A 21,846-nucleotide genomic window follows, 5' to 3' on the forward strand; every position below is an offset into this window, starting at 1 on the left:
AGTTACGCTTGTAACTTCCGCATAAAAGCCTTAGCGCTTTTTTTATCTGTAATTTCTTCTTCTTTCAATCGTTCTAATAACGCAACAAAATAACTTCCATCAAACTGTAATTGATGTTTAATTGTCGCTTCTATTGCCGCGTTCACAATTCCATCAGATGCACCAGTATATCCTTGTCCGAACATAATAAATCCTTGTGCTTCCTCTGATAATTTAAATCCTTTCGTATGTAAGAATGAAAGATAATCTTCTACTGTTTGCATGTTATTCCCACCTACTCAAAAATTCTCCATCTCCTATCATACATGTTTTTACACGCTATGAGAATGAAATTTCTTTGACAACTTTGTAAATCTATCGTCTACTGCATAGACAATAGAGGATTTCCTTGCAATATGAATGAATATGTATAGTGGAACTTATTTCATATTAAAGGGGAGACACGATGAAACAAGCACTATTAATTATCGATGCGCAGCAAGAATTAATGGATGGAAATGAACAAGAAAAAGAAGTTTTTCGTAAAACCGAGTTACTATCTACACTAAATACAGCCGTACAGAAAGCGATAGATGCAAATGCCCTTATTATTTTCGTAAGAGATATCGATGTTGCTTCTGGTAGTGGAGAAGGATTTGAAGTACATAATGAAATTAAAGTACCTCAGTCTGCAATCCTTATTAATAAAGCAGCTACAAACTCATTCTATGGCACTTCTCTACTTGAACTTTTAAAAGAAGAAAAAATTAATCATATCGTTATCGGTGGATGTAAAACAGAACATTGCATCGACACCGCAGTTAGAACAGCTACTGTACAAGGATTTGATGTTACATTAATTAAAAACGGTCATTCCACAACTGATTCTAACGTATTATCTGCAGAGCAAATTATTGGTCATCATAATAAAACTCTACATGGACATTATAACGTTGATCATTTTTCAATGGTTAGAGATGTCGAGGAAGACCTTTTTCAACCAACTCACGACCAATATCGTAATTAATAAAAAAGAATCCTTCATCAGAAGGATTCTTTTTTATCCAAAAATTTGCGCTGCAATACTATACAGATCATTACTCCTTTTTAATAATTCATCGCTATTTTTCATCATAATTGGTGGTGTATTAACCTTTTGAAAACCAATAATCTCTAATTCTTTCATGAAACCTCTCTTTCCTTCTGGTACATCAATTCTTAATTTACCATGATGCTGCCTTGCTAAATCATGTACAATCCTCATTGCCATCGCATCATTTTTCGCGACGACTGGTCCTATTATTTTATTTTCTGATGTTTGTATACTTAAACCGTAACCTAATACATTTTGTTTGTTGTCCTTTACAACGATGCACTGTTCACTTTGTATAATTCTTTTCGTTAAAAATGCTTTTCTATTTGTTCCAAACGCATTTTCATCTAATTTTATTATTTCTTCTAAATCACACTCTTCATACTTCATCATATAATCTTCATTTCCTACACAATAATTATTCACATTGTACGAGTTACATATGTATTTAGAAACATAGCTTACTGCCCTAAATCCTAGTTTTTCATATAACGGCTTTCCTTCATCCGTAGCAATAAGCATAATTGAGGTTTGAGCCGATACGCTCTTAATACATGCATTCGTTATCACCTTTCCAATCCCACTTCTCTTATAATTCGGATGTACAATGACCATTCCGATAGACGCTAATTTCTCCCCATATAATATAATTGCCGAGCTCGCAATAAGTTCCTTTCTCTTATTCCACACACCGTATATAATACCTGAATCAAAAATAGTCTCAATTTCTTCTTTGTTATAATCCCACCCAATATAAGAAGATAATGCTACAATATCGCCTATTTGTTCGTCCCTAAGACGCTCCACCTTAATTTCCAATTCAAGCATACTTCATCCCCTTATCTAGACATTTAAATCATTATTATCAAATCAACTTGTACATGTTTCACTTTATCTGTCACACACATATTCTATTTTGACCAAGACTATATTGTAAATGAGGTGACAACATGCCCATTACGAATCGATTTTCTACCACCACTAACGGTGCACTCGCAATTACAGGTAATACACTCGGGTTAAGTAAAATTAGTAATCAAAACCGTGCTGGTACAATCGGGGCAATTGGGGCATTCGTAACTACGAATACCGCTTTACAAGTAACGACTTTTCCTGCTGGTACAACATTAAACTATACACAAAATAGTTCTACCGCTCTTTTAAATATCCCTGCTGGTAGTACGATTCTTTACGCAGAACTTGTTTGGGGTGGCAACTACTTATCTCGTGATCAAAATATTACAAGTGTTTTAGGAAACCCCGTTTCTTTTACAACACCTGTGTCAACATACTCAATTACCCCTTCAGCTGTTACAGCTTCTAATCAAACATTCGTTTCTGGATCTGTCACATTTGGATTTTATACGCGTTCCGCAGATGTAACATCCCTCGTTCAAGCTGTAGGATCTGGCTCTTATACAACCGGTTCTGTCCCTGGACTTGTTGATCCTTTAGATGCTTCTAACGGAGCTATCAATTCTTCTGGATGGACGCTCATTGTCGCTTATCAAAACGGTTCCTTACCCGCAAGAAATTTAACAATTTACGTAGCTGGTAACCGCGTTTCTGTAGAAACTGGTAGTGCAGATGTATCTGTCTCAGGGTTTTTAACACCTGCCGGAGGACCTGTAAGCGGGAGATTATTTATAAGTTCTACTGAAGGAGATGCTGATTTAACTGGGGATCAAGCATTATTTGGACCAAATTTCAGTTCATTAAATGCATTATCTGGGCCAAATAATGCTGTAAATAATTTCTTCGGTTCTCAAGTGAATAATGCTGCCGGAAATTTAGATACAACTGGGACATTTGGAACACGAAATCAAAGTGCTTCTACAAGCACAAATATCTCCGCAGGAAGGCAAGGCTGGGACATTACTTCTATTGATATTTCTCCTTATTTAACAAATTCTCAAGTGTCCGCCGCAATCCGTTTAACAACTAACGGAGATGCATATATGTTAAATACAGTCGGGTTACAAATTAATATAAACTCACCAAATATACAAGCAACGAAAAGCGTGAATAAAAGCGTCGCTGCAATTGGAGATATTCTCACTTATACCGTTACTATCCCTAACACCGGTCTTCTTCCTGCTAATAACGTTACTTTTACAGACATACTCCCTAACGGCACTTCCTTTATACCTGGCACTGTCACGGTAGATAACGTACCACAAACAAATGCAAATCCGGCTGCTGGTATATCTCTTGGAACCATTAATAATAATTCTTCTCGTACAGTAACTTTTCAAGCTACTGTCGTTTCTCTTCCAAACCAAAACCCTATCTCTAACACTGCTAATATTACATTTCAATATACACCAATTGCCGGTGGAACGACTTTTAATGGCCTTGCAACAAGCAACTCTGCAGGAACACAAATTAACCTCGCAGATATTAATGGCTCAAAATCAGTTAACAAGATCTTTACCGATATTGGCGAAACGTTAACTTACAGCATCGCCTTAGCTAATATAGGAAATATTGCAGCAACGAACGTTATATATACGGATCCGATTCCTAGCGGGACTACTTTCATTCCAGGGAGTGTAACTGTTAACGGCGTCACTCAAGCTGGAGCGAATCCCGCTAATGGTATATCCATTGGAACCATTGCTGCTAATTCTACGACTACTGTTTCATTTCAAGTATTCGTTCCTTCTATTCCCCAAACAAATCCAATATTAAATAGTGGCACAACAACATATCAATACATTCCTGTACCAAATCAACCAGCAGTAAGTGGGACTGATACGACCAATATCGTATCTACTCAAGTGAATAACGCTACTGTAACTATGGCAAAAGCAGTAGATAAAAACTATGCAGATATTGGCGATACACTGACTTACACTGTTGCCTTTACAGGTACAGGTAATACGAATGCGAACAACGTTATTTTTACAGATGTCATTCCCACTGGCACAACTTTTGTTCTAAACAGTTTAACGATAGATGGCATGACACAAGTTGGAGCAAATCCCTCTACTGGTGTGAATATAGGATCTATTCCAACTGGTACAACAAAAAATGTTTCATTTCAAGTAGTAGTAAACACAATACCCGCGTCAAATGTCGTATCTAATGGATCCAGCGCTTCTTATCAATATACCGTCAATCCTAGCCAATCACCCACTACAAAAAACATTTCTTCTAATCTCGTTTCCACTCAAATTAACAATGCGAATTTAACATTAACAAAATCAACAAATAAACAATTTGCCACAATTGGCGCAACGATAAGTTATACAATCCTCATTACAAACAGTGGAAATACAGCTGCAACTAACGTGCAACTAACAGATCCACTTCCAAATGGAACGATATTGACTCCTGGTACTGTAACACTAAACGGAGTTTTGCAAAATGTAGATTCTCTCGTTGCTTTACCTATCGGCACAATTCCTGGCGGAGCTACTTTTACACTTTCTTTCCAAGTAACAGTCATCAATATTACCGCCCAAAATCCTATCATTAATAATGCTTTCGTTTCTTATCTATATAGTGTAAATCCAAGTCTGCCACCAACTTCAAAAACAGCAAATTCTAATTCTGTTACATCAACAATTAGACTAGCAAATCTTCAAGCTACTAAATCTGTAGATAAAACATTTGCGGAAGTTGGAGATGTATTAACTTATACCTTTGCTCTTACAAACGATGGAAATGTTGCGGCGAACAATGTAGTACTATCCGATTCAATTGCGAATGGTACTGCCTTTGTGCCAGACAGTGTTATAGTTAACAATGTTGCTCAGCCAGGTGTTACACCAGCTAGCATCAATATGGGTAGCATCAATGCTAATACTACAATTACTGCTTCATTCCAAGTATTAATAACTAGCATCCCAAATCCAAACCCTATTTCAAATAGCGCTTCTATTTCCTATAACTTTATCGTGGATCCAAATGCTTCCCCTGTAAGTAAGAACACAACTTCAACCACTACATTTACTCAAGTAAATGACGCAAATGTCATTTCAGCAAAAACAGTGGATCAAGCGTTTGCTACTGTTGGGGATGTATTAACTTATACCATTCTTTTAACGAATGCAGGAAGCGTTACTGCTGATAGTCCAACTTTCGTAGATACAAATCCAGATGGCACTACCTTTATTCCAAACACTTTCCTTATTAATGGTGTGCTACAAAATAATGCAGATCCGAACATCGGCGTTCCGTTACCTTCCATTCCTGCTAACGGTGAAATTACTGTTTCTTATCAAGTAACTGTCACCTCTTTACCAGCGCAAAATCCAACATTAAATTCATCTAGTACACAGTATAGTTTCATTCTAAATCCGGGCGATCCACCAACTATAGAAACATCTTTAAGTAATACTGTAAGTACACAAATTAATTTAGCAAATGTAATTATTTTCAAGGATGTAGATTTAACTATCGCCGATGTTGGGCAACCAATCACTTATACAATTGCCTTAGCTAACCCTGGAAATACTTCAGCAAATACCGTAGTCGTTACCGATATACTCCCTCCTGGTACGACTCTTGTACCAAATAGTATTTTTATAGGCGGTGCTTTACAACTAGGTGCAGATCCAAGTGTTGGTCTTCAAGTTGGTACGATTCCAGCAGGCGGCATTACAACAATTGTTTTCCAAATTAGTGCAAATAGTTTACCTACACCAAATCCAGTTCAAAACAGTGCTGCACTTCAATATAGCTTTATCGCAGATCCAAATTTACCTGCTGTTGTTAGAAATGCTACTAGCAATATAGTAACGACACAAATTAATACCGCTAATATTGTTGCTACGAAACTAACAAGTACAAATTTCGCTGATGTTGGCGATGTCATAACTTATGCAACAGTTTTAAGTAATAACGGCAATATACCTGCCTCCAATGTAACGTTTACAGATATTATTCCAGTTGGTACCATCTTCCTTCCTAATACTGTAACGATTAACGGTGTCCCTATAGCCAATGCAAATCCTGCTAACGGCATTCTTATTGGTACGATAGGAGCAAATTCATCACGTACTGTTGCATTCCAAGTTTTTGTACCAACTATCCCTAGTACAAATCCAATTACAAATCAATCAAGCACTACATTCCAATACACGTACGATCCATCCAAACCAACTGTCATGCAAATGGTGGCATCTAACACTGTACAGACAACTATTAATAACGCCTCGATTACCGCTACAAAATCTGCTGATAAACAGTTTGCGAACGTAAATGATATTATTACGTATACGACTACTTTAACGAATAATGGGAACACACTTGCATCAAATATAGTATTTACAGATGCTATCCCAAGCGGGACGTCTTTTATTCCAAATAGTGTAACAGTAAATGGTACTCCACTCTCTAATGCAAATCCCGCTAATGGCATAGCAATTGATCCAATAAATTCGAATGTAAATACGATAATTTCGTTCCAAGTGCAAGTAAATTCCATTCCGAATCCGAACCCTATCCCGAACCAAAGTAACACAACGTACCAATATGTCGTAAATCCTAACTTACCTCCTACACCCTCTAATGTGCTAAGTAACGTAATAACAACTCAAATTAATAACGCTACGATTATCGCTACAAAATCAGTGAACACACCGAATGCTGCAATTGGAGATATCGTTACTTATACGATTGCAGTTACGAACACAGGAAATATCCCTGCTAGTGCTACAGTTTTAACAGATGGACTTGGACCAGGCGCATCCTTCATCCCAGATTCCGTTACGATAAATAACGTTTCCCAACCTGGATTAGACCCGTCATTAGGTATTCATTTAGACGATATTTCACCCGGAGGCACTACTTTCATTACATTCCAAGTGAAAATCCTCGCTATTCCACCTAGTGGAACTTTAACGAATAATGCTCTTGTAAACTACGAATATGCAGTGAATCCAACTGAAACACCAGCTGTTGGTAGTACCGTAACAAACACGACAGTTACACCGATTGTTGATGCTACTTTAGTAATAAATAAAAATGCTAGTACAACTTTTGCTACAATTGGAGATACAATTACATTCACTTCAGTTGTTACAAATACCGGAAATACTACTGCTAATAACGTTGTATTTACAGATACAATTCCAAACGGTACCGCTTTTGTCCCAAATAGCTTTAAAATAAATGGTGTAACCATCCCAAATGCAAATCCACAAAACGGTATTACTATTGGTAACTTGAATTCAAATGCATCGGTTACACTTAGTTTTCAAGTAAATATTACAACTCTTCCAAACCCTAATCCAATTCCTAACAAATCATCGCTTCAATATAGCTTTATTGTTGATATTAATGAGCCGCCTGTTTCACGAACAGTTCAATCCAATACAACTTTTACACAAGTAAATACTGCCTCCGTTATCGCAACAAAAACTGCGAGCAGTGCATTTGCCGCTGTTGGAGATACAATTACGTATACAACTACGCTCACTAATAGCGGAAATACTACCGCGAACACACCTGTTTTTATCGATATATTACCACCTGAACTTTCATTCGTGCCTGATAGCGTTCAAATTAACACTATCCCACAACTCGGCTTTAGACCAGATAGCGGAATTTCTTTAGACGCAATTCCAGTTGGAGGAACGACAACAATTAGTTTTCAAGCGATCGTCGGCTCAATACCAGCTACAAATCCAACGTTGAATCAATCCAGCACGACATATTCTATCATTGTGGATCCTACCCAGCCGCCAGTGACAGAAACAGCTACAAGTAATCCAACTTTAGTACAAATTAACGAAGCAATTATTCAAGCAACGAAAAGTGTAGATCGTCTATTTTCTGACATCGCACCTGGAAATTCATTTTTAACGTATACGGTTTTATTAGAAAATATCGGGAACACGACTGCTACGAATATCATTTTTACAGATCCGATTCCAAACAATACAGTATTTATAGAAGATAGCGTTCGAGTAGGTGGGGTTTTATTACCTGGGGTAAATCCAGCAAACGGAATACCAATTGGGGATATTATTGCAGGAGATTTTACAAACGTCACCTTCCGCGTGCAAGTAGTTAGCATCCCAAGTCCTATTTTTACAATCGGACCTGGAGGACCAAACTCACCAGTTGTAAACGGAGCTTCTATTAATTATCAATTTATGACAGGACCTAATTTACCACTTGTTTCACGAAGTACAACATCTAATCCTGTTTCGACACAAATAAATTCTGGAGAAGTTGCACTCGTTAAATCTGTAGATAAAAATTTCGCAACAATTGGGGATACACTTTCTTATACAATTTCATTAAGTAATCCTGGAAATGTAGCATCACAAAATGTGATATTTACTGATATTTTACCTGAAGGCACAACATTTATTTCCGGAACTCTTATAAACGAATTAGGCACTCAACAAATTGGGAATCCAGCTAACGGGATTCAAATTGGAAATATAAACCCTGGTAGTACCGTTGCTATTACGATAAACGTACTTGTTACAAACATTCCGAGTATAAATCCAATTTCGAATTTTAGTTCTGTGCAATTTGAACATGTGGTCGATCCTAGCCAACCTGCCGTATCACAAACGAATGTATCTAATGCAGTTTCAACAACAATTAATAGTGCAATATTAAATACGACAAAAACTGTTGATAAATCTATTATTTCCGTCGGTGATACACTTACGTATACAACTACGATTACGAATACAGGAAATACACCTGCTACAAATATAACTTTTACAAGTGCCATTCCTCCTAGCACTACTTTCGTACCAGATTCGGTCACAGTAAATGGCATCCAACAGCTTGGTACACAACCAGCACTTGGAGTAACTATACCAAATATCGCTCCAGGTGAAACAGTAACTGTTACTTTCCAAGTAAATGTTATTTCTGTTCCCCCTTCAAGCTCGATTATGGGTAACGATACGATTTTATACTCTTACACTGTTGATCCAAACGGAGCTCCTGCTACTACTTCTACTTCAACGAATATTGTTACAACCCCTTTATTAGATGCTATGATTACGATGATTAAATCAGTCGATCAAACACTTGTAACACTAGGTGATACTATTACCTATACGACACTTTTAACGAATAGTGGGAATACAAATGCTACGAATATTACGTTCACTGACCTTATTCCAGACGGTACAACTTTCGTTTCGGATAGTGTCACAATAAATGGCATCACACAACTTGGTCTTAATCCTAATACAGGTATTACAATTGGATCAATTGCTCCTAACAGCTCAATAGCAATAGCATTTCAAGTTACCGCTACTTCTACTCCTGTTCAAAATCCTATTGCCAATTCGGCTAGTGCTTCTTACACATTTATCGCTGACCCTAATGCCCCTATTGTTTCAAGGAATGTTACTTCAAATACAGTGTTCACTACAATTAACACAGCTACCATTCTTTCATTAAAACAAGTCGATAAATCCTTTAGTCGTATTGGAGATACACTCACCTATACTGTTACTTTAACAAACAATGGAAACTCGTCCGCACAAAATGTTATTTTCTCAGATACAATGCCGAGCGGAACTACATTTATTGCAAACTCATTTTCTATTAACGGGGTTTCTCAAAGTGGTGCGGACCCATCGAACGGTGTAAATATTGGGCCTATAACAGCTGGGTCTACAGTAACTGTTTCATTCCAAGTTACTGTAACGTCATTACCAGCCGAAAACCCAGTTGTAAATTTCTCATCAACATCGTATCAATTAGTCTCACCGCCTGATGCAGAAACTTCAATTAGCAATCCTGTTTCAACGCAAATTAAAGAAGCTATATTATCCATGACGAAAAACGAAAGTGTATCCTTTATAGACGTCGGGCAAACTGCTTTTTACACTACTTCTATTTCGAATATAGGAAATACAGATGCAGCCAACATTGTATTCACAGATGTATTACCGAGCGGACTCACATTTGTTCCTAACACATTAACTGTTGATGGTGTTTTACAACCTGGCGCGAATCCAAATACAGGTGTATTACTTGCAACACTTCCACCAAATGAAATATATAGTATTGTATTTCAAGTTACGGTTAACAGCATCCCACCTATTAATCCTGCACCAAATACAGCATCAACGACGTATGAGTTTACTGTTGATCCTGTTAATCCTCCCGCTTCAAGTACAGCTAGTTCTAACACTACGCTTCTTCAAATAAACAATGCAACTATTATTAGTACAAAAATAGCAAACCTTACTTTTGCGGATGTTGGTAATACAATAACATTTACACTTAACCTCCCTAATACCGGGAATGTGGCTGCAACTGATGTTACCGTTATCGATATACTTGATAGCAATTTAAGTTTCGTTCCAAACAGTTTCACAGTTAATGGGCAAACCATTCCAAACGCTGATTTATCTACTGGTGTAAATATCGGTTCAATTAATGGTGGAAACACATCGATTGTCACATTCCAAGCCATCGTTTCAACCCTCCCAATCAACAATCCTATTTCTAATTCGGCTCTTACCACTTACCGTTATATTGTTGATCCAGATCAGCCGTTCATTTCAACTTCTAATCAATCTAATACAACGACAACACAAGTTAATAGCGCTATCCTTACTGCACAAAAAAATTCAAATGTGGAAACAGTAGATATTGGGCAAGATATTGTCTACTCAGTTACGATTACAAATAGTGGAAATGTTAGTGCGACGAATGTTATTTTTACCGACCTAATTCCAGACGGAACTTCCTTTGAACCGAATAGTTTTACACTTAACGAAACTACCATCCCAAATGCAGACCTAATTACAGGCGTTCCAATTGGTGATATCGCGCCAAACCAGTCTGTCATCGTAACATTTCATATTAGTGCCGATGAAATTCCGCCTATAAATCCAATTGCCAATGAAGCTAGTGTTAGTTTCCAACATATCGTCAATCCAGCTAATCCTCCTGTTTCAAAAAACATTACTTCAAATAGTGTTACAACAACAATTGAAAGTGCTATTTTAACTACCACTAAAATCGGAGATAAAGCTTTTGCAACGATTGGTGATACGATTACGTATACAACTACGATTACGAATACAGGAAATATTCCTGCTAATAACGTTATTTTCTCAGACCCGATACCATCGTGGACACAATTTGTTGCAGGATCAGTTATTGTTGATGGCACTCCATTAGCATCTGCTTCTATCATTGACGGTATTGGCATAAATACGATCATTCCAAATCAAACTGTAACAATCATATTCCAAGTTCAAATCGTAAGCAACCCAACAACGTTCACACCTGAACTCCAAAACTTAGGATTTGTGAACTTCCAATATAACGTAGGAAATGCATTACAGGCTCAGCCTGGCAATGTGGAAACGAACGTCTTCGTTACTTCTATTAATTCAGCAATACTTTCAGCTGTAAAAACTGCTAATACTGCCTTTGCAAACATCGGCGACATGATCACTTATACAGTTTTAATTCAAAATAGTGGCAATACAAACGCTACGAATGTAAATTTCTCAGATCCGATTCCAGCAGGAACAACTTTTGTTGAAAATAGTTTTACTGTAAATGGAAGTACCATTCTAGGTGCAAATCCAAATAACGGAGTTACTATCGGAACCGTTAACGCGGGTAGTTCCTTAACTGTCACTTTCCAAGTCATAGTTACATCTACTCCACCTTCGAATCCAATTACAAACGTTGCATCTATTCAATACGAATTTATAGTTAATCCAGCCTCTCCTCCTGTTACAGGCACAATAACTTCTAATAGTGCTTCCACACAAATTAATAACGCGACTGTTACAACTGTTTTAGAAGCAAATCGTACAATCGTATCTATCGGAGATATCATTACGTATACAGCAACATTAACGAATACTGGAAACTTCCCTGCAAATTCTGTATTACTCATTAACGGAGTTCCTGAAGGGGCATTATTTGTTCCAAATAGTGTCACGCTTAACGGGATTTCACTTCCAGATGCAAGTCCAACTCTCGGTATTCCAGTTGGTATTATCGCACCAGGTAATTCTGCTACTATTACGTTCCAATTTCTTGCAAGTTCTATTCCACCGCAAGGAGCAATTATAAATCAAGCACTTACAAGTTACACTTACATTGTCGACCCAAGTCAACCTCCAGTTACAGCAACATCTTCATCTAATACGGTAAATACAGCTGTCGTTGATGCATCGCTATCTGTAATTAAAAATACAGATTCTCTCGTACAATCTACTGACGGTACAATCACTTACACGGTAGTCGTTCAAAATAACGGAAATACAACTGCAAATACAGTTACTTTAACAGATTTGGTCCCAGAAGGAACTGCACTTATTCCGAATAGCGTAACCATAAATGGCGTTTCAGCTCCGGGTGCTGATCCAAACGTAGGAATCTCCTTAAACGCCATTGCACCTTCAGAAATCGTCACCGTCACATTCCAAGTTATCGTTCAATCCATTCCAAGCGTGAATCTAATTTCTAATATAGCCCGTATTGACTATACTTTTATCGCCGATCCAACTGCTCCTATCATCTCTCGAACAATTACATCTAATCCAACTTTCACACAAATTTCGGATGCGAATGTTCTTTCTTTAAAAGCTGTCAATGCACAACAAGCAACAACCGGTGACATTTTGACCTATACGATAACGCTAGAAAATACCGGAAATATTCCAGCTACTAATCTCATATTTTCAGATACGCTTCCAGAAGGGACTACATTCGTAGAAAATAGTTTTACACTTAACGGAACAGCTATACTTGGTGCAAATCCAAATGCAGGTGTTACTTTGCCTAACCTAGTAGCAAACGCTACTCACCTTATTTCGTTCCAAATTCTTATTAACGATTCATTCTCACAACAATCGATTACAAATCAATCTATTACAACATATACAATTCAACCAGACCCAGGACAACCGCCTATTACTGAAACATCTACAAGTAATATTGTCATTACAAATTTCGTGCAAGCACAATTGACAGTTACAAAAACGTCCAATCCAATAACTGTAGATATTGGCGGAACTATACTTTATATTTCTGAAGTGAAAAATATCGGCAACGTTGACGCAATAAATATTATTTTTACAGATTCTATTCCAGCTGGGACTACATTCGTTCCCGACAGTGTCACAATTAACGGTGTACTTCAACCAGGTGTAAATCCAGAAAACGGAATTCCAATTGGAACGATTCCACCCAACAGTTCCAAAACAATACTATTTCAAGTACAAACAAATAATCCACCAACTGCAACCGAAATTGTAAATCAATCATCTGTAAATTACCAATATGTAAGTATTCCTACAGCACCACCAGTGAATCGCTCTGCAAATTCTAATATCGTTACAACATCACTTCAAAATGCAAATATTATTTCTGTTAAACAGGCGGATGTTACTTTCGTAGCCATTGGGCAAACTATTACCTACACAAATACACTACAAAATATAGGAACTGTTCCAGCGAACAATACGGTGTTCATTGACAACATTCCAGAAGGTACTATATTCATTGAAGATAGCTTATCAATAAATAATGTGATTCAGCCTGGTGCAAATCCTCAAAATGGAGTAACTCTTGGTACGATACAACCAGATGAAACAATCACTATTTCATTCCAAATACAACTTACAAATATACCAGAGGGCAACACAGTCATTAACATTTCAGACACTTCGTATGAATACCAAATTGACCCCAGTTCTCCGATTATTCAGCGTAGATCATTATCAAATGCAGTAAATACTGAAGTGCGGACGGCAAATGTTAGTGCAATTAAATCTGCTAACAGATCTATTACACGTATCGGTCAAATCATCACCTATACAGTCGCAGTTACAAACGCTGGTACAGTACCTATTACAAATACTCTCCTAATTGACGCAATTGCTGCTGGCACCACATTCGCTCCAAATAGCATCCTTGTAGATGGCATACCAAGACCTAACGAAAATCCAATTACCGGTATCAATCTTGGTATTATCCTTCCAAATAATACGATTATTGTTACGTTCCAAGTAAACGTAGTCTCTATACCTGCACAAAATAATATTAATAATATCGCTGTTATACACTATGAATATCAACCGGAACAAAGCGCACCACCAATTTCAGAAACGACCTCTTCCAATACTACAAATATACAATTTATTGATGTGATTCTTATCGCTACAAAATCCGTTAATAAAGTATTAGCTAATATTGATGACACCATTGAATATACAGTATTCATTCAAAATAACGGATCTACTACAACTAACTCCATCTTTTTTACAGATACTATAGAAGATGGAACAGTATTTATTCCGGGAAGTGTAACAGTTAACAACACTGTACTTCCTGCAGCAGATCCGAATATCGGCTTTTTCATTCCTAATATTGCGTCAGGGCAAGCGACTATAATAACGTTCCAAGTTTCCGTTACGAATTTACCAGCTTTAAATCCAACGCCTAATACTGCAAACATCGTCTACGACTTTATTTTCAATCCTGACTTTGCACCAATTCAAAAATCTACTACTTCCAATACTACTTTCGCCCAAATTAATGATGCTGATATCGTTTCACTGAAAACTGTTAATTCGACTTCTGTAACGATTGGCGACATTTTAACTTATACAACAACTTTAACGAATATAGGAAATACAGATGCTACTGCTGTTGTATTTACAGACAATATTCCTGTTGGAACAACCTTTATAGACGGTAGCGTTTTAGTAAATAATATTCCTCAGCTTAACGCGAATCCAAGTATTGGTATACTTGTAGGAACGATTGCTCCTAACATTTCTATCCCAGTCACGTTTTCCGTTACTGTGTTAGCTCTTCCAGCTAGCGGTCGTATTCAAAATCAATCCACTTCTCGTTATACAATTAATGGGGAAGAACAAGTATCGACTAGTAATATTACCTTCACTGAAGTTATTTCTGCTAATGTAATTGCAACAAAAACAACGCCTATCCAATACGCTGACCTACAAACTATCATCCCTTACACAATTTCCATCACAAACAATGGAAATATACAAGTAGAAAACATTCATGTTACTGATATCATCCCAGCAAATACGAGCTTTATAGAGAACAGTGTTATTGTGAATGGCACCGCTCGTCCAAATGACAATCCACTTAACGGGATACAACTTGATAACATTCCGCCTAGTACGACAGCAACTATTCTATTTCAAGTACGGGTTACTTCGATTCCGCAAACCAATCCAATCTCTAACACGAGTACAATTAAATACCAATACACGTTACCGAATCGACCACCTATTACAGAAACTATTATTTCATCAGCTGCCGTAACAACAATTAATCATGCGAATTTGAATAGTAATAAAGCAGTTGACCGTGCATTTGCAACAGTCGGTGACACATTAACGTATACAATTACACTCAATCAAACTGGTAATGTTGCAGCAAATGATGTAATCATTCAAGATATTATTCCTCAAGGTACTACGTTTATAGAAAATAGCGTTATTGTAAACGGAGAAGCTCTTCCGGGAGTTAATCCAGTAAACGGCATACCAATTGGTACTATAACTGTTGGCGGAGATGCTAGTGCTTCATTCCAAGTATCTGTGACTTCTATCCCAACACCAAATGAACTCAACAACAAAGCAATTACTACCTTTAACTATATAGTCCATCCAAATAACGTACCCGTTACGAATACCACTACAACCAATACCGTCACAACAACTGTCCAAAATGATAATGTCTTTGCTATTAAGTCTGTTGATGTAACGAATGCCTTACCCGGTCAAACTGTAACGTATACAATCACAATTACGAATAGCGGTAATGTAACGATTGAAGATCTTCTTGTCATAGACACCGTACCAGTAGATACAGCCTTCGTTACGGGCAGCGTTACAATTAACGGAATCAATCAGCCTAATGCAAATCCTGAAATTGGTATTTCATTAGGAAACCTTGTTCCTAATGAATCTGCTATCATTACTTTCCAAGTAACAATATCTTCTTCAACTCTTCAATCTGCAATCAATAACGATGCTTCTGTTTCCTATACTGTTACCATTGATCCGAATGAACCGCCTATTACAATTACAAAGCAAACAAATACCGTTACAACAACAGTAGTTGATCCGATGGTTCGCATTGAAAAGACAGCTGATAAATCTATCGTAACAACAGGAGAGACCATAACTTTCACATTAGAAGTAATAAATCATTCACCAATTCCTACAATCAGTACTTCTATCCTAGATATCATTCCAGTTGGTACAACATTTATAGAAAACAGCGTAACAATTAACGGTACTCCGGTTCCAAATGTTCGTCCAGACACTGGTATTAATATCGGCGCTTTACCTGCAGGTGGAGTATCAACGATAACATTTAAAGTTCTCGTCACTTCTATTCCTTCAAACAATACAATTGTCAATTCCGCAACAGTTACAGCAGCTTTCCAATTGACACCACAAGACCCAATTATTACTTTTATTGTTAATTCAAATACCGTTCGTATACCAGTTCAATTTATAACGACAACAGTCACGAAAAACGCTTCCGTCAGCTCGGCTTATTTAAAACAGTATTTTGATTATACGGTGCGTATTACGAATACTTCTGATATTTCACTTTCAAATGTTTCGTTACAAGATACCATTCCAGCAGGTTTACAATTTATGAACGGAACGGTCTTTATTAATGGGGAACGCTCTCCACTAGCGAATCCAAATATCGGTTTCCTAGTCGCTACTAATTTGGAACCAAATGAAACAATTATCGTCTTATTCACAGTACAAGTGATAAGTCCGCCTGTTAATAATGAATTTAAAAATACGGCCAATATTTCATTACAACTTCAAGTCTCGCCTACCAATCCACCAATTACAGTAACCGTTACAAGCAACGAAAATATCGTCACCTTTATTCCAAAAAATCCTGATGAAACACTTCCAAATTTCAATTGTTTCTTTGACGGCGAACGTTTTATACGCATTACCCCTCGAAATATACGAAATTACTTTTGGACTTGGATTTGGTGGCGTTAATTTAAACAAAAAGAGATTGTAGTTTGGTTGAAACCAAATTACAATCTCTTTTTTATTCCCTTTATCGTACTACCTAATAACTCGTCCAAGCATTTACAACCAATCATCATCTCAAGTTATTTTAGTCGTAATAAGCTGGCCAGCCTCATTAATCGTTACTTTCCATTTCGCTCCACTAGCAGTCTTCATAATGATACCTTTACTTGCTTCTATTTCAATATCTCCAAACATTCTTCCGCCAGTTGTCGCTAACCAAGCATTCCCATTTTCCATCGACGATCTTGCAAACATACGATTAATCCGAAAACGCTTATGGTCTTGAGAATAACCACTCAATGTAATTCTTACTTTATATAGTTGACTCGCCTTCATATTCGATATAATTGTATCGCCTACATTTAATGGAACATCCGATGCAACAACCCAATTTCCAGTTGCACTTAATGCATATTCAATTTTAATTTTCTTCGGACTCTCTCCCCATCCAAAATACATACCAAAACAATTCAACATTTTGATTGGATTTTTCGTAAAATCTAGCTCAATCACAACTGGATTACTATCTGGAACATCGATATAGTTTACACTTTGTTCATCTATTAAATTAAAGCAATTTGCGAGATTGCCCCCGTAAGGTAATTTCCCACTTACTTGCTTAACAGTATACTTCTGCGAAGCATTTACTAATATATCATCTTGGTTCCCTATTAAATGTGGTTTATTTAACGTAATCGGTAACTGAATCCGAAGAGATTCTTCATAGGTAGACTTACAAACATTGTATTGTCCTTTATCTACAATAGTTGTGGAAAGTAAATTCGAAAAAAGGTAGTTACGATGCGAATTAGCAGAAAATTCAATGACAATCTGTTCACTACTCATCCGGTACGTATCCCAAATCATACAATCAAATGTATTATAGGCACCCGTACAACGAATGACTTTTTTCGTTTGCTGTCTACATTGTACTTGAATATCATGAAACGTATTTCCTGAACTTTCATTTGGTAAATCACTGTTTCCATCAACTTCTATCCCATACTGACATCCATCAATAAATATAGATTGAAATACATTTGCGTTAATCCAGCAAGGTGTATTTATATCATCTATATATTCTGTCTTCAAATGTATTGCAGTTTGAAAGTTTTTAATTTGAATAAAGTTAACTTGAAAGAAACTAATATAATCCCATGCTTTTTGACAATAAAAGTGTATAGCCTTACCTTTATATGACGACGTTGCATTTATTATATTTATATTTGATATAAGAGAGTGATTAGGAACTTCTATTTGTTGTGAGCCGGAAACATAAATGACAGCAGATTGAAACACTGGATTTATAACTTGAACTGTACCACCTGTAATAGACGCATTTTGTTGCAGTTCAAACGCATTAAAATCTCCATCAATTTGCAACGTAACAGTAGGATCTAGCTCTAACCTTACATTTGATTTAATAACAATCGGCTTTACAATTTTGTACGTATTTACCCCTGTAATTCTAACCGTCGAAATTCGGTTCGCTACACAATAATTTATAGCTTGCTGAATTGCTAATGAGCTATCATTCCCTGAGTTCGGAACTGCTCCAAAACAATTAATATGAACGCTATTTTCTGGTGCACAATCTTCTTGGGAAGAAGTATATTCTGACAAAATAAATTCACTCCTCATATTACCTTTTTCATATAATATGTGAGTTTTCTCTTAAAAGTTTCTATAATAAAAAAAACAAACGACTTGCACGGTCATTTGTTTAATTCATATATACTTTTCGTTTCTTCTATCATTTTAGTTAATGAGAAATATCTCTCTGCTTTCTCTCGTGCTTTCAGTCTAATACCATTCACCTTTTCCTCATTTCCTTGTAGTTCCTCAAGCGCACTTGCAAATTCCGATTCGCAATATTCAGATAACAAAACGCCTGATTCTCCATCTATTACCGCTTCATTTATTCCGCCAACATCTATTGAAACAATCGGTGTTCCTGTAGCCATTGCTTCAATTACTACCATTGGAAACACTTCACGAAAAGATAATAAAAGTAGGGCATCCATATTTCCTATAAACCTATGCGGCTCTGAAATATTCCCTAACATCTTTACACTTTGCTGCAATCCATACTTTTCTATTTCTTTCATAATAGATTCTTTCTCTGGTCCATCACCAGCAATATAAAACAAAAAGTCATCTCTTTTTTTCAACACATTTGCAATTTTTACAAATAATTGATGGTTTTTCTCCTTGGATAGTCTTGCTAATATCCCTATTTTATAAATAGATTCTGTCTTTTTCTGCTGGAATAAAAATCTTTCAATATCCACACCGTTATAAATTGTCTTTATTTTCTCTTCTGCTACATGCATTGAAATTAAATTTTTTTTTTCAAACTCACTTACTGTAATAATATTATTCACATATTTATTTATAAGATAACGAAAAAGAGTTGGCATTTTCTTTTCTAATATCGTTACATTATGTTTCGTATACACGACTTTTATCTTTTTTTTCATGAACTTTTGAATTAAAAAGGAATATAATACCATTCGCAAACTATTTGCATGAATAAGTTCTATCTTTCGTTTACAAATTTCTTTTCGTAAGTAATGAATATTTCTCAAATGATTCCATCGACTAAGTAACATGAAATTTTCTTTTCTAGTAAGAGATTCATATAGTTCTCCCTCACCTGCAGCTGTATAAACCGTAAATTTCTCATCACGCAAATTGCTTTCCAATTTACAAAAATAACTCTCGGCTCCCCCAGTTATCAATTTATCTGTCATCAACAGTATATTCATAATTGCGTCTTCCCAACTACATTGATTTTATTTTTTCTATAGGCATGAAAAGCATACTTACTAAAATAGTAAAAGATTTGCAATGCATTCAGTCGTTTTTGTTCCCTTAATAATTTCCAATACCGAAAAGCCGCTCTAATTTTATTTCTCGAAACAGAATTTGCTACAATTCTATACTTCGCTAACACTTGCTGTATTCCTTTCGCTTCATGTCCTTCATCTAATAAGTTTAGCCATAGCGCTGTATCTTCCGGCTGGACACTAGGCATTTCAATATGCGGAATTTTTTCACGATCAATCATTACTGTTAAACAACCGATAATTGTATTTCCTGCCAAACGATGATAGTCAACAGATTTCGGTACATTCACTTCTCGATTTAATTCATTACCGTTTTCATCGATTAAACTATACGATGCATATGAAAAGGCCACATTCATTTCTTCCATAAATAACAATTGCGTCTGCAATTTATGTGGCAACCATATATCATCGCTATCTAAAAAAGCAATATATCTTCCTCTCGCCTCTTCAAACGCTAAATTCCGAGCTTTAGCAGCACCAACATTTTCTTTTAATGATAATAGTCTAATACGCGAGTCCCCTTCTATTATCTCTTTAATTTTTGCAAGAGATTGGTCCGTTGAAGCGTCATCAACGATAATCATTTCCCAATTTTCATATGATTGATTCTGTACAGATAAAATCGTCTCACCTATAAATCGTATACTATTATAAGAAGGTGTTATTACAGAAACATGAGGCGCCTTATTATGTGCTGATAGACATTTTACCATCTACCTTTCCCCTTCCTTCATATATTGAAATGTACTTTACAACCATTGCTAAAAATAAAAAGAACGCTTCGTTAATAATGAGTGACAATGACATCATCTGAAATAAAAATGCAATCATAGTTAATAAAAGATACGGTTTTTCACGAAACAAAGTATACTGCGTTAACTTGAACATTAATATGCATAAAAAAGCGCTATATAAAAGAAAACCAATTGTACCCGATTCAGACAAAATTTCTAAAAATGTATTGTGCACATATAATTTTTCGTTAAATTGAAACTCATAATAATTCGAAAAATTAAACGCACCGATTCCGATATATGGATTGGATAAATAATATTTAAAAGCAGCTTCCCATAATGTAAATCTTCCACTTCCATTATCATGCGAAAAATCAGAAATTCGTTTATTCAATATGTCATCCAATTGGCCACCCATTACACTATTCGATAAACAAAAAATCACTACACCAAACATTAGTAAACTCATTATTATTTTTATTTTTTTTGCAAAACTAGATGTACATACATATACAAAAACGACAAGCACAAGTGCTAATATTCCTCCCCTTGAAAAAGTTAATAAACTTGTCGTAACACATAAAATCAATCCTAAAATGTTCGTCATATTATGTAGGTTTGTCATATAATACATAAAAAATATTGTATTATAAAAAATAAAAATGTTAGGATCATCTAGCAAACCAATTAATCTTGGATACCCTCTATCAACTAATAGTCCAGCAAAAATTTCTCTTTCTTCTCCACCGTACAATCCAAAGTGCTGTAAACCGACTATATACAGTATTAGGCTTACAATATTAAATATGAATCCTACATAGACAATAGATGATTCAAGTGTTGCTATTTCAACATTTCCTAATAAATTTCTCATTATAAAATAACAACCTAAAACAAGTAGCACACCAAAAATCATACGAATACTAGCATTTAAATATATAGATAGAATTCCACTGAAACAATAGATGAAATAAAATAGCAAAAATACAACTTCATGAAAATATAGCTTTTGCATATGAAAGTTTTTAACTGTTAAACAAAAATATATGACTAAAAAAATCATATATATCTTCAGCGAAAATCCAATATATATGTTGTATTTACTTAACATGACAAATAATATTAAGAGCATAATCCATTTCATCGATATTTTCATATTATTTTCCATA

General features: G+C 35.9%; 8 protein-coding genes. 2 read left to right on the plus strand and 6 right to left on the minus strand.

Translation table 11 applies throughout. From position 1 onward, the window contains the following. Positions 1–2 precede the first annotated feature (2 nt). Positions 3–263, minus strand: a complete 261-nt coding sequence (locus tag MNO09_RS22955) for a DUF6123 family protein (protein WP_001195212.1) — start codon at positions 261–263, stop codon at positions 3–5. Positions 264–445: 182 nt separating this feature from the next. Here MNO09_RS22955 and MNO09_RS22960 point away from each other — a divergent pair, with 182 nt between their 5' ends. Further along, a complete protein-coding gene (locus MNO09_RS22960) occupies positions 446–1,006 on the plus strand; it encodes a cysteine hydrolase family protein (RefSeq protein ID WP_000806341.1) in 561 nt (186 codons plus the stop codon). Positions 1,007–1,039: 33 nt separating this feature from the next. Here the strand turns inward: MNO09_RS22960 and MNO09_RS22965 are convergent, their stop codons facing one another. Then, a complete protein-coding gene (locus MNO09_RS22965; RefSeq protein WP_088106981.1) occupies positions 1,040–1,900 on the minus strand; it encodes a GNAT family N-acetyltransferase in 861 nt (286 codons plus the stop codon). Positions 1,901–2,022: 122 nt separating this feature from the next. Between MNO09_RS22965 and MNO09_RS22970 the strand changes: the two genes are divergently transcribed. After that, entirely contained in the window at positions 2,023–17,055 is a 15,033-nt protein-coding gene (locus MNO09_RS22970) for a DUF11 domain-containing protein (RefSeq protein WP_241950057.1), read from the plus strand. 111 nt (positions 17,056–17,166) lie between these two features. Here MNO09_RS22970 and MNO09_RS22975 read toward each other — a convergent pair whose 3' ends face one another. The 4 genes from MNO09_RS22975 to MNO09_RS22990 all read right to left on the minus strand — a co-directional run bounded on the left by MNO09_RS22975 (position 17,167) and on the right by MNO09_RS22990 (position 21,845). Beyond that, entirely contained in the window at positions 17,167–18,714 is a 1,548-nt protein-coding gene (locus MNO09_RS22975; RefSeq protein WP_000006325.1) for a glycoside hydrolase family protein, read from the minus strand. A gap of 92 nt (positions 18,715–18,806) precedes the next feature. Next, positions 18,807–19,859, minus strand: a complete 1,053-nt coding sequence (locus MNO09_RS22980) for a glycosyltransferase family 4 protein (protein WP_078183448.1) — start codon at positions 19,857–19,859, stop codon at positions 18,807–18,809. Then, complete coding sequence (locus tag MNO09_RS22985; RefSeq protein ID WP_000237689.1) at positions 19,856–20,656, minus strand: glycosyltransferase family 2 protein; 801 nt, start codon at positions 20,654–20,656, stop codon at positions 19,856–19,858. The genes MNO09_RS22980 and MNO09_RS22985 overlap by 4 nt, the downstream gene beginning before the upstream one ends. Beyond that, complete coding sequence (locus MNO09_RS22990) at positions 20,631–21,845, minus strand: O-antigen ligase family protein (protein ID WP_000429854.1); 1,215 nt, start codon at positions 21,843–21,845, stop codon at positions 20,631–20,633. The genes MNO09_RS22985 and MNO09_RS22990 overlap by 26 nt, the downstream gene beginning before the upstream one ends. Between the last annotated feature and the right edge of the window lies 1 nt (position 21,846).

Source organism: Bacillus sp. N5-665 (assembly GCF_022637375.2).
In the GTDB taxonomy this organism is placed as follows: domain Bacteria; phylum Bacillota; class Bacilli; order Bacillales; family Bacillaceae_G; genus Bacillus_A; species Bacillus_A wiedmannii.

What these genes read in the sequence shown, in the direction of transcription:
- MNO09_RS22970 (WP_241950057.1), top strand. Translation starts at nt 2,023, where the DNA reads ATGCCCATTACGAATCGATTTTCTACCACCACTAACGGTGCACTCGCA.
- MNO09_RS22965 (WP_088106981.1), bottom strand. Translation starts at nt 1,900, where the DNA reads ATGCTTGAATTGGAAATTAAGGTGGAGCGTCTTAGGGACGAACAAATA.
- MNO09_RS22980 (WP_078183448.1), bottom strand. Translation starts at nt 19,859, where the DNA reads ATGAATATACTGTTGATGACAGATAAATTGATAACTGGGGGAGCCGAG.
- MNO09_RS22960 (WP_000806341.1), top strand. Translation starts at nt 446, where the DNA reads ATGAAACAAGCACTATTAATTATCGATGCGCAGCAAGAATTAATGGAT.
- MNO09_RS22985 (WP_000237689.1), bottom strand. Translation starts at nt 20,656, where the DNA reads ATGGTAAAATGTCTATCAGCACATAATAAGGCGCCTCATGTTTCTGTA.
- MNO09_RS22955 (WP_001195212.1), bottom strand. Translation starts at nt 263, where the DNA reads ATGCAAACAGTAGAAGATTATCTTTCATTCTTACATACGAAAGGATTT.
- MNO09_RS22990 (WP_000429854.1), bottom strand. Translation starts at nt 21,845, where the DNA reads ATGGAAAATAATATGAAAATATCGATGAAATGGATTATGCTCTTAATA.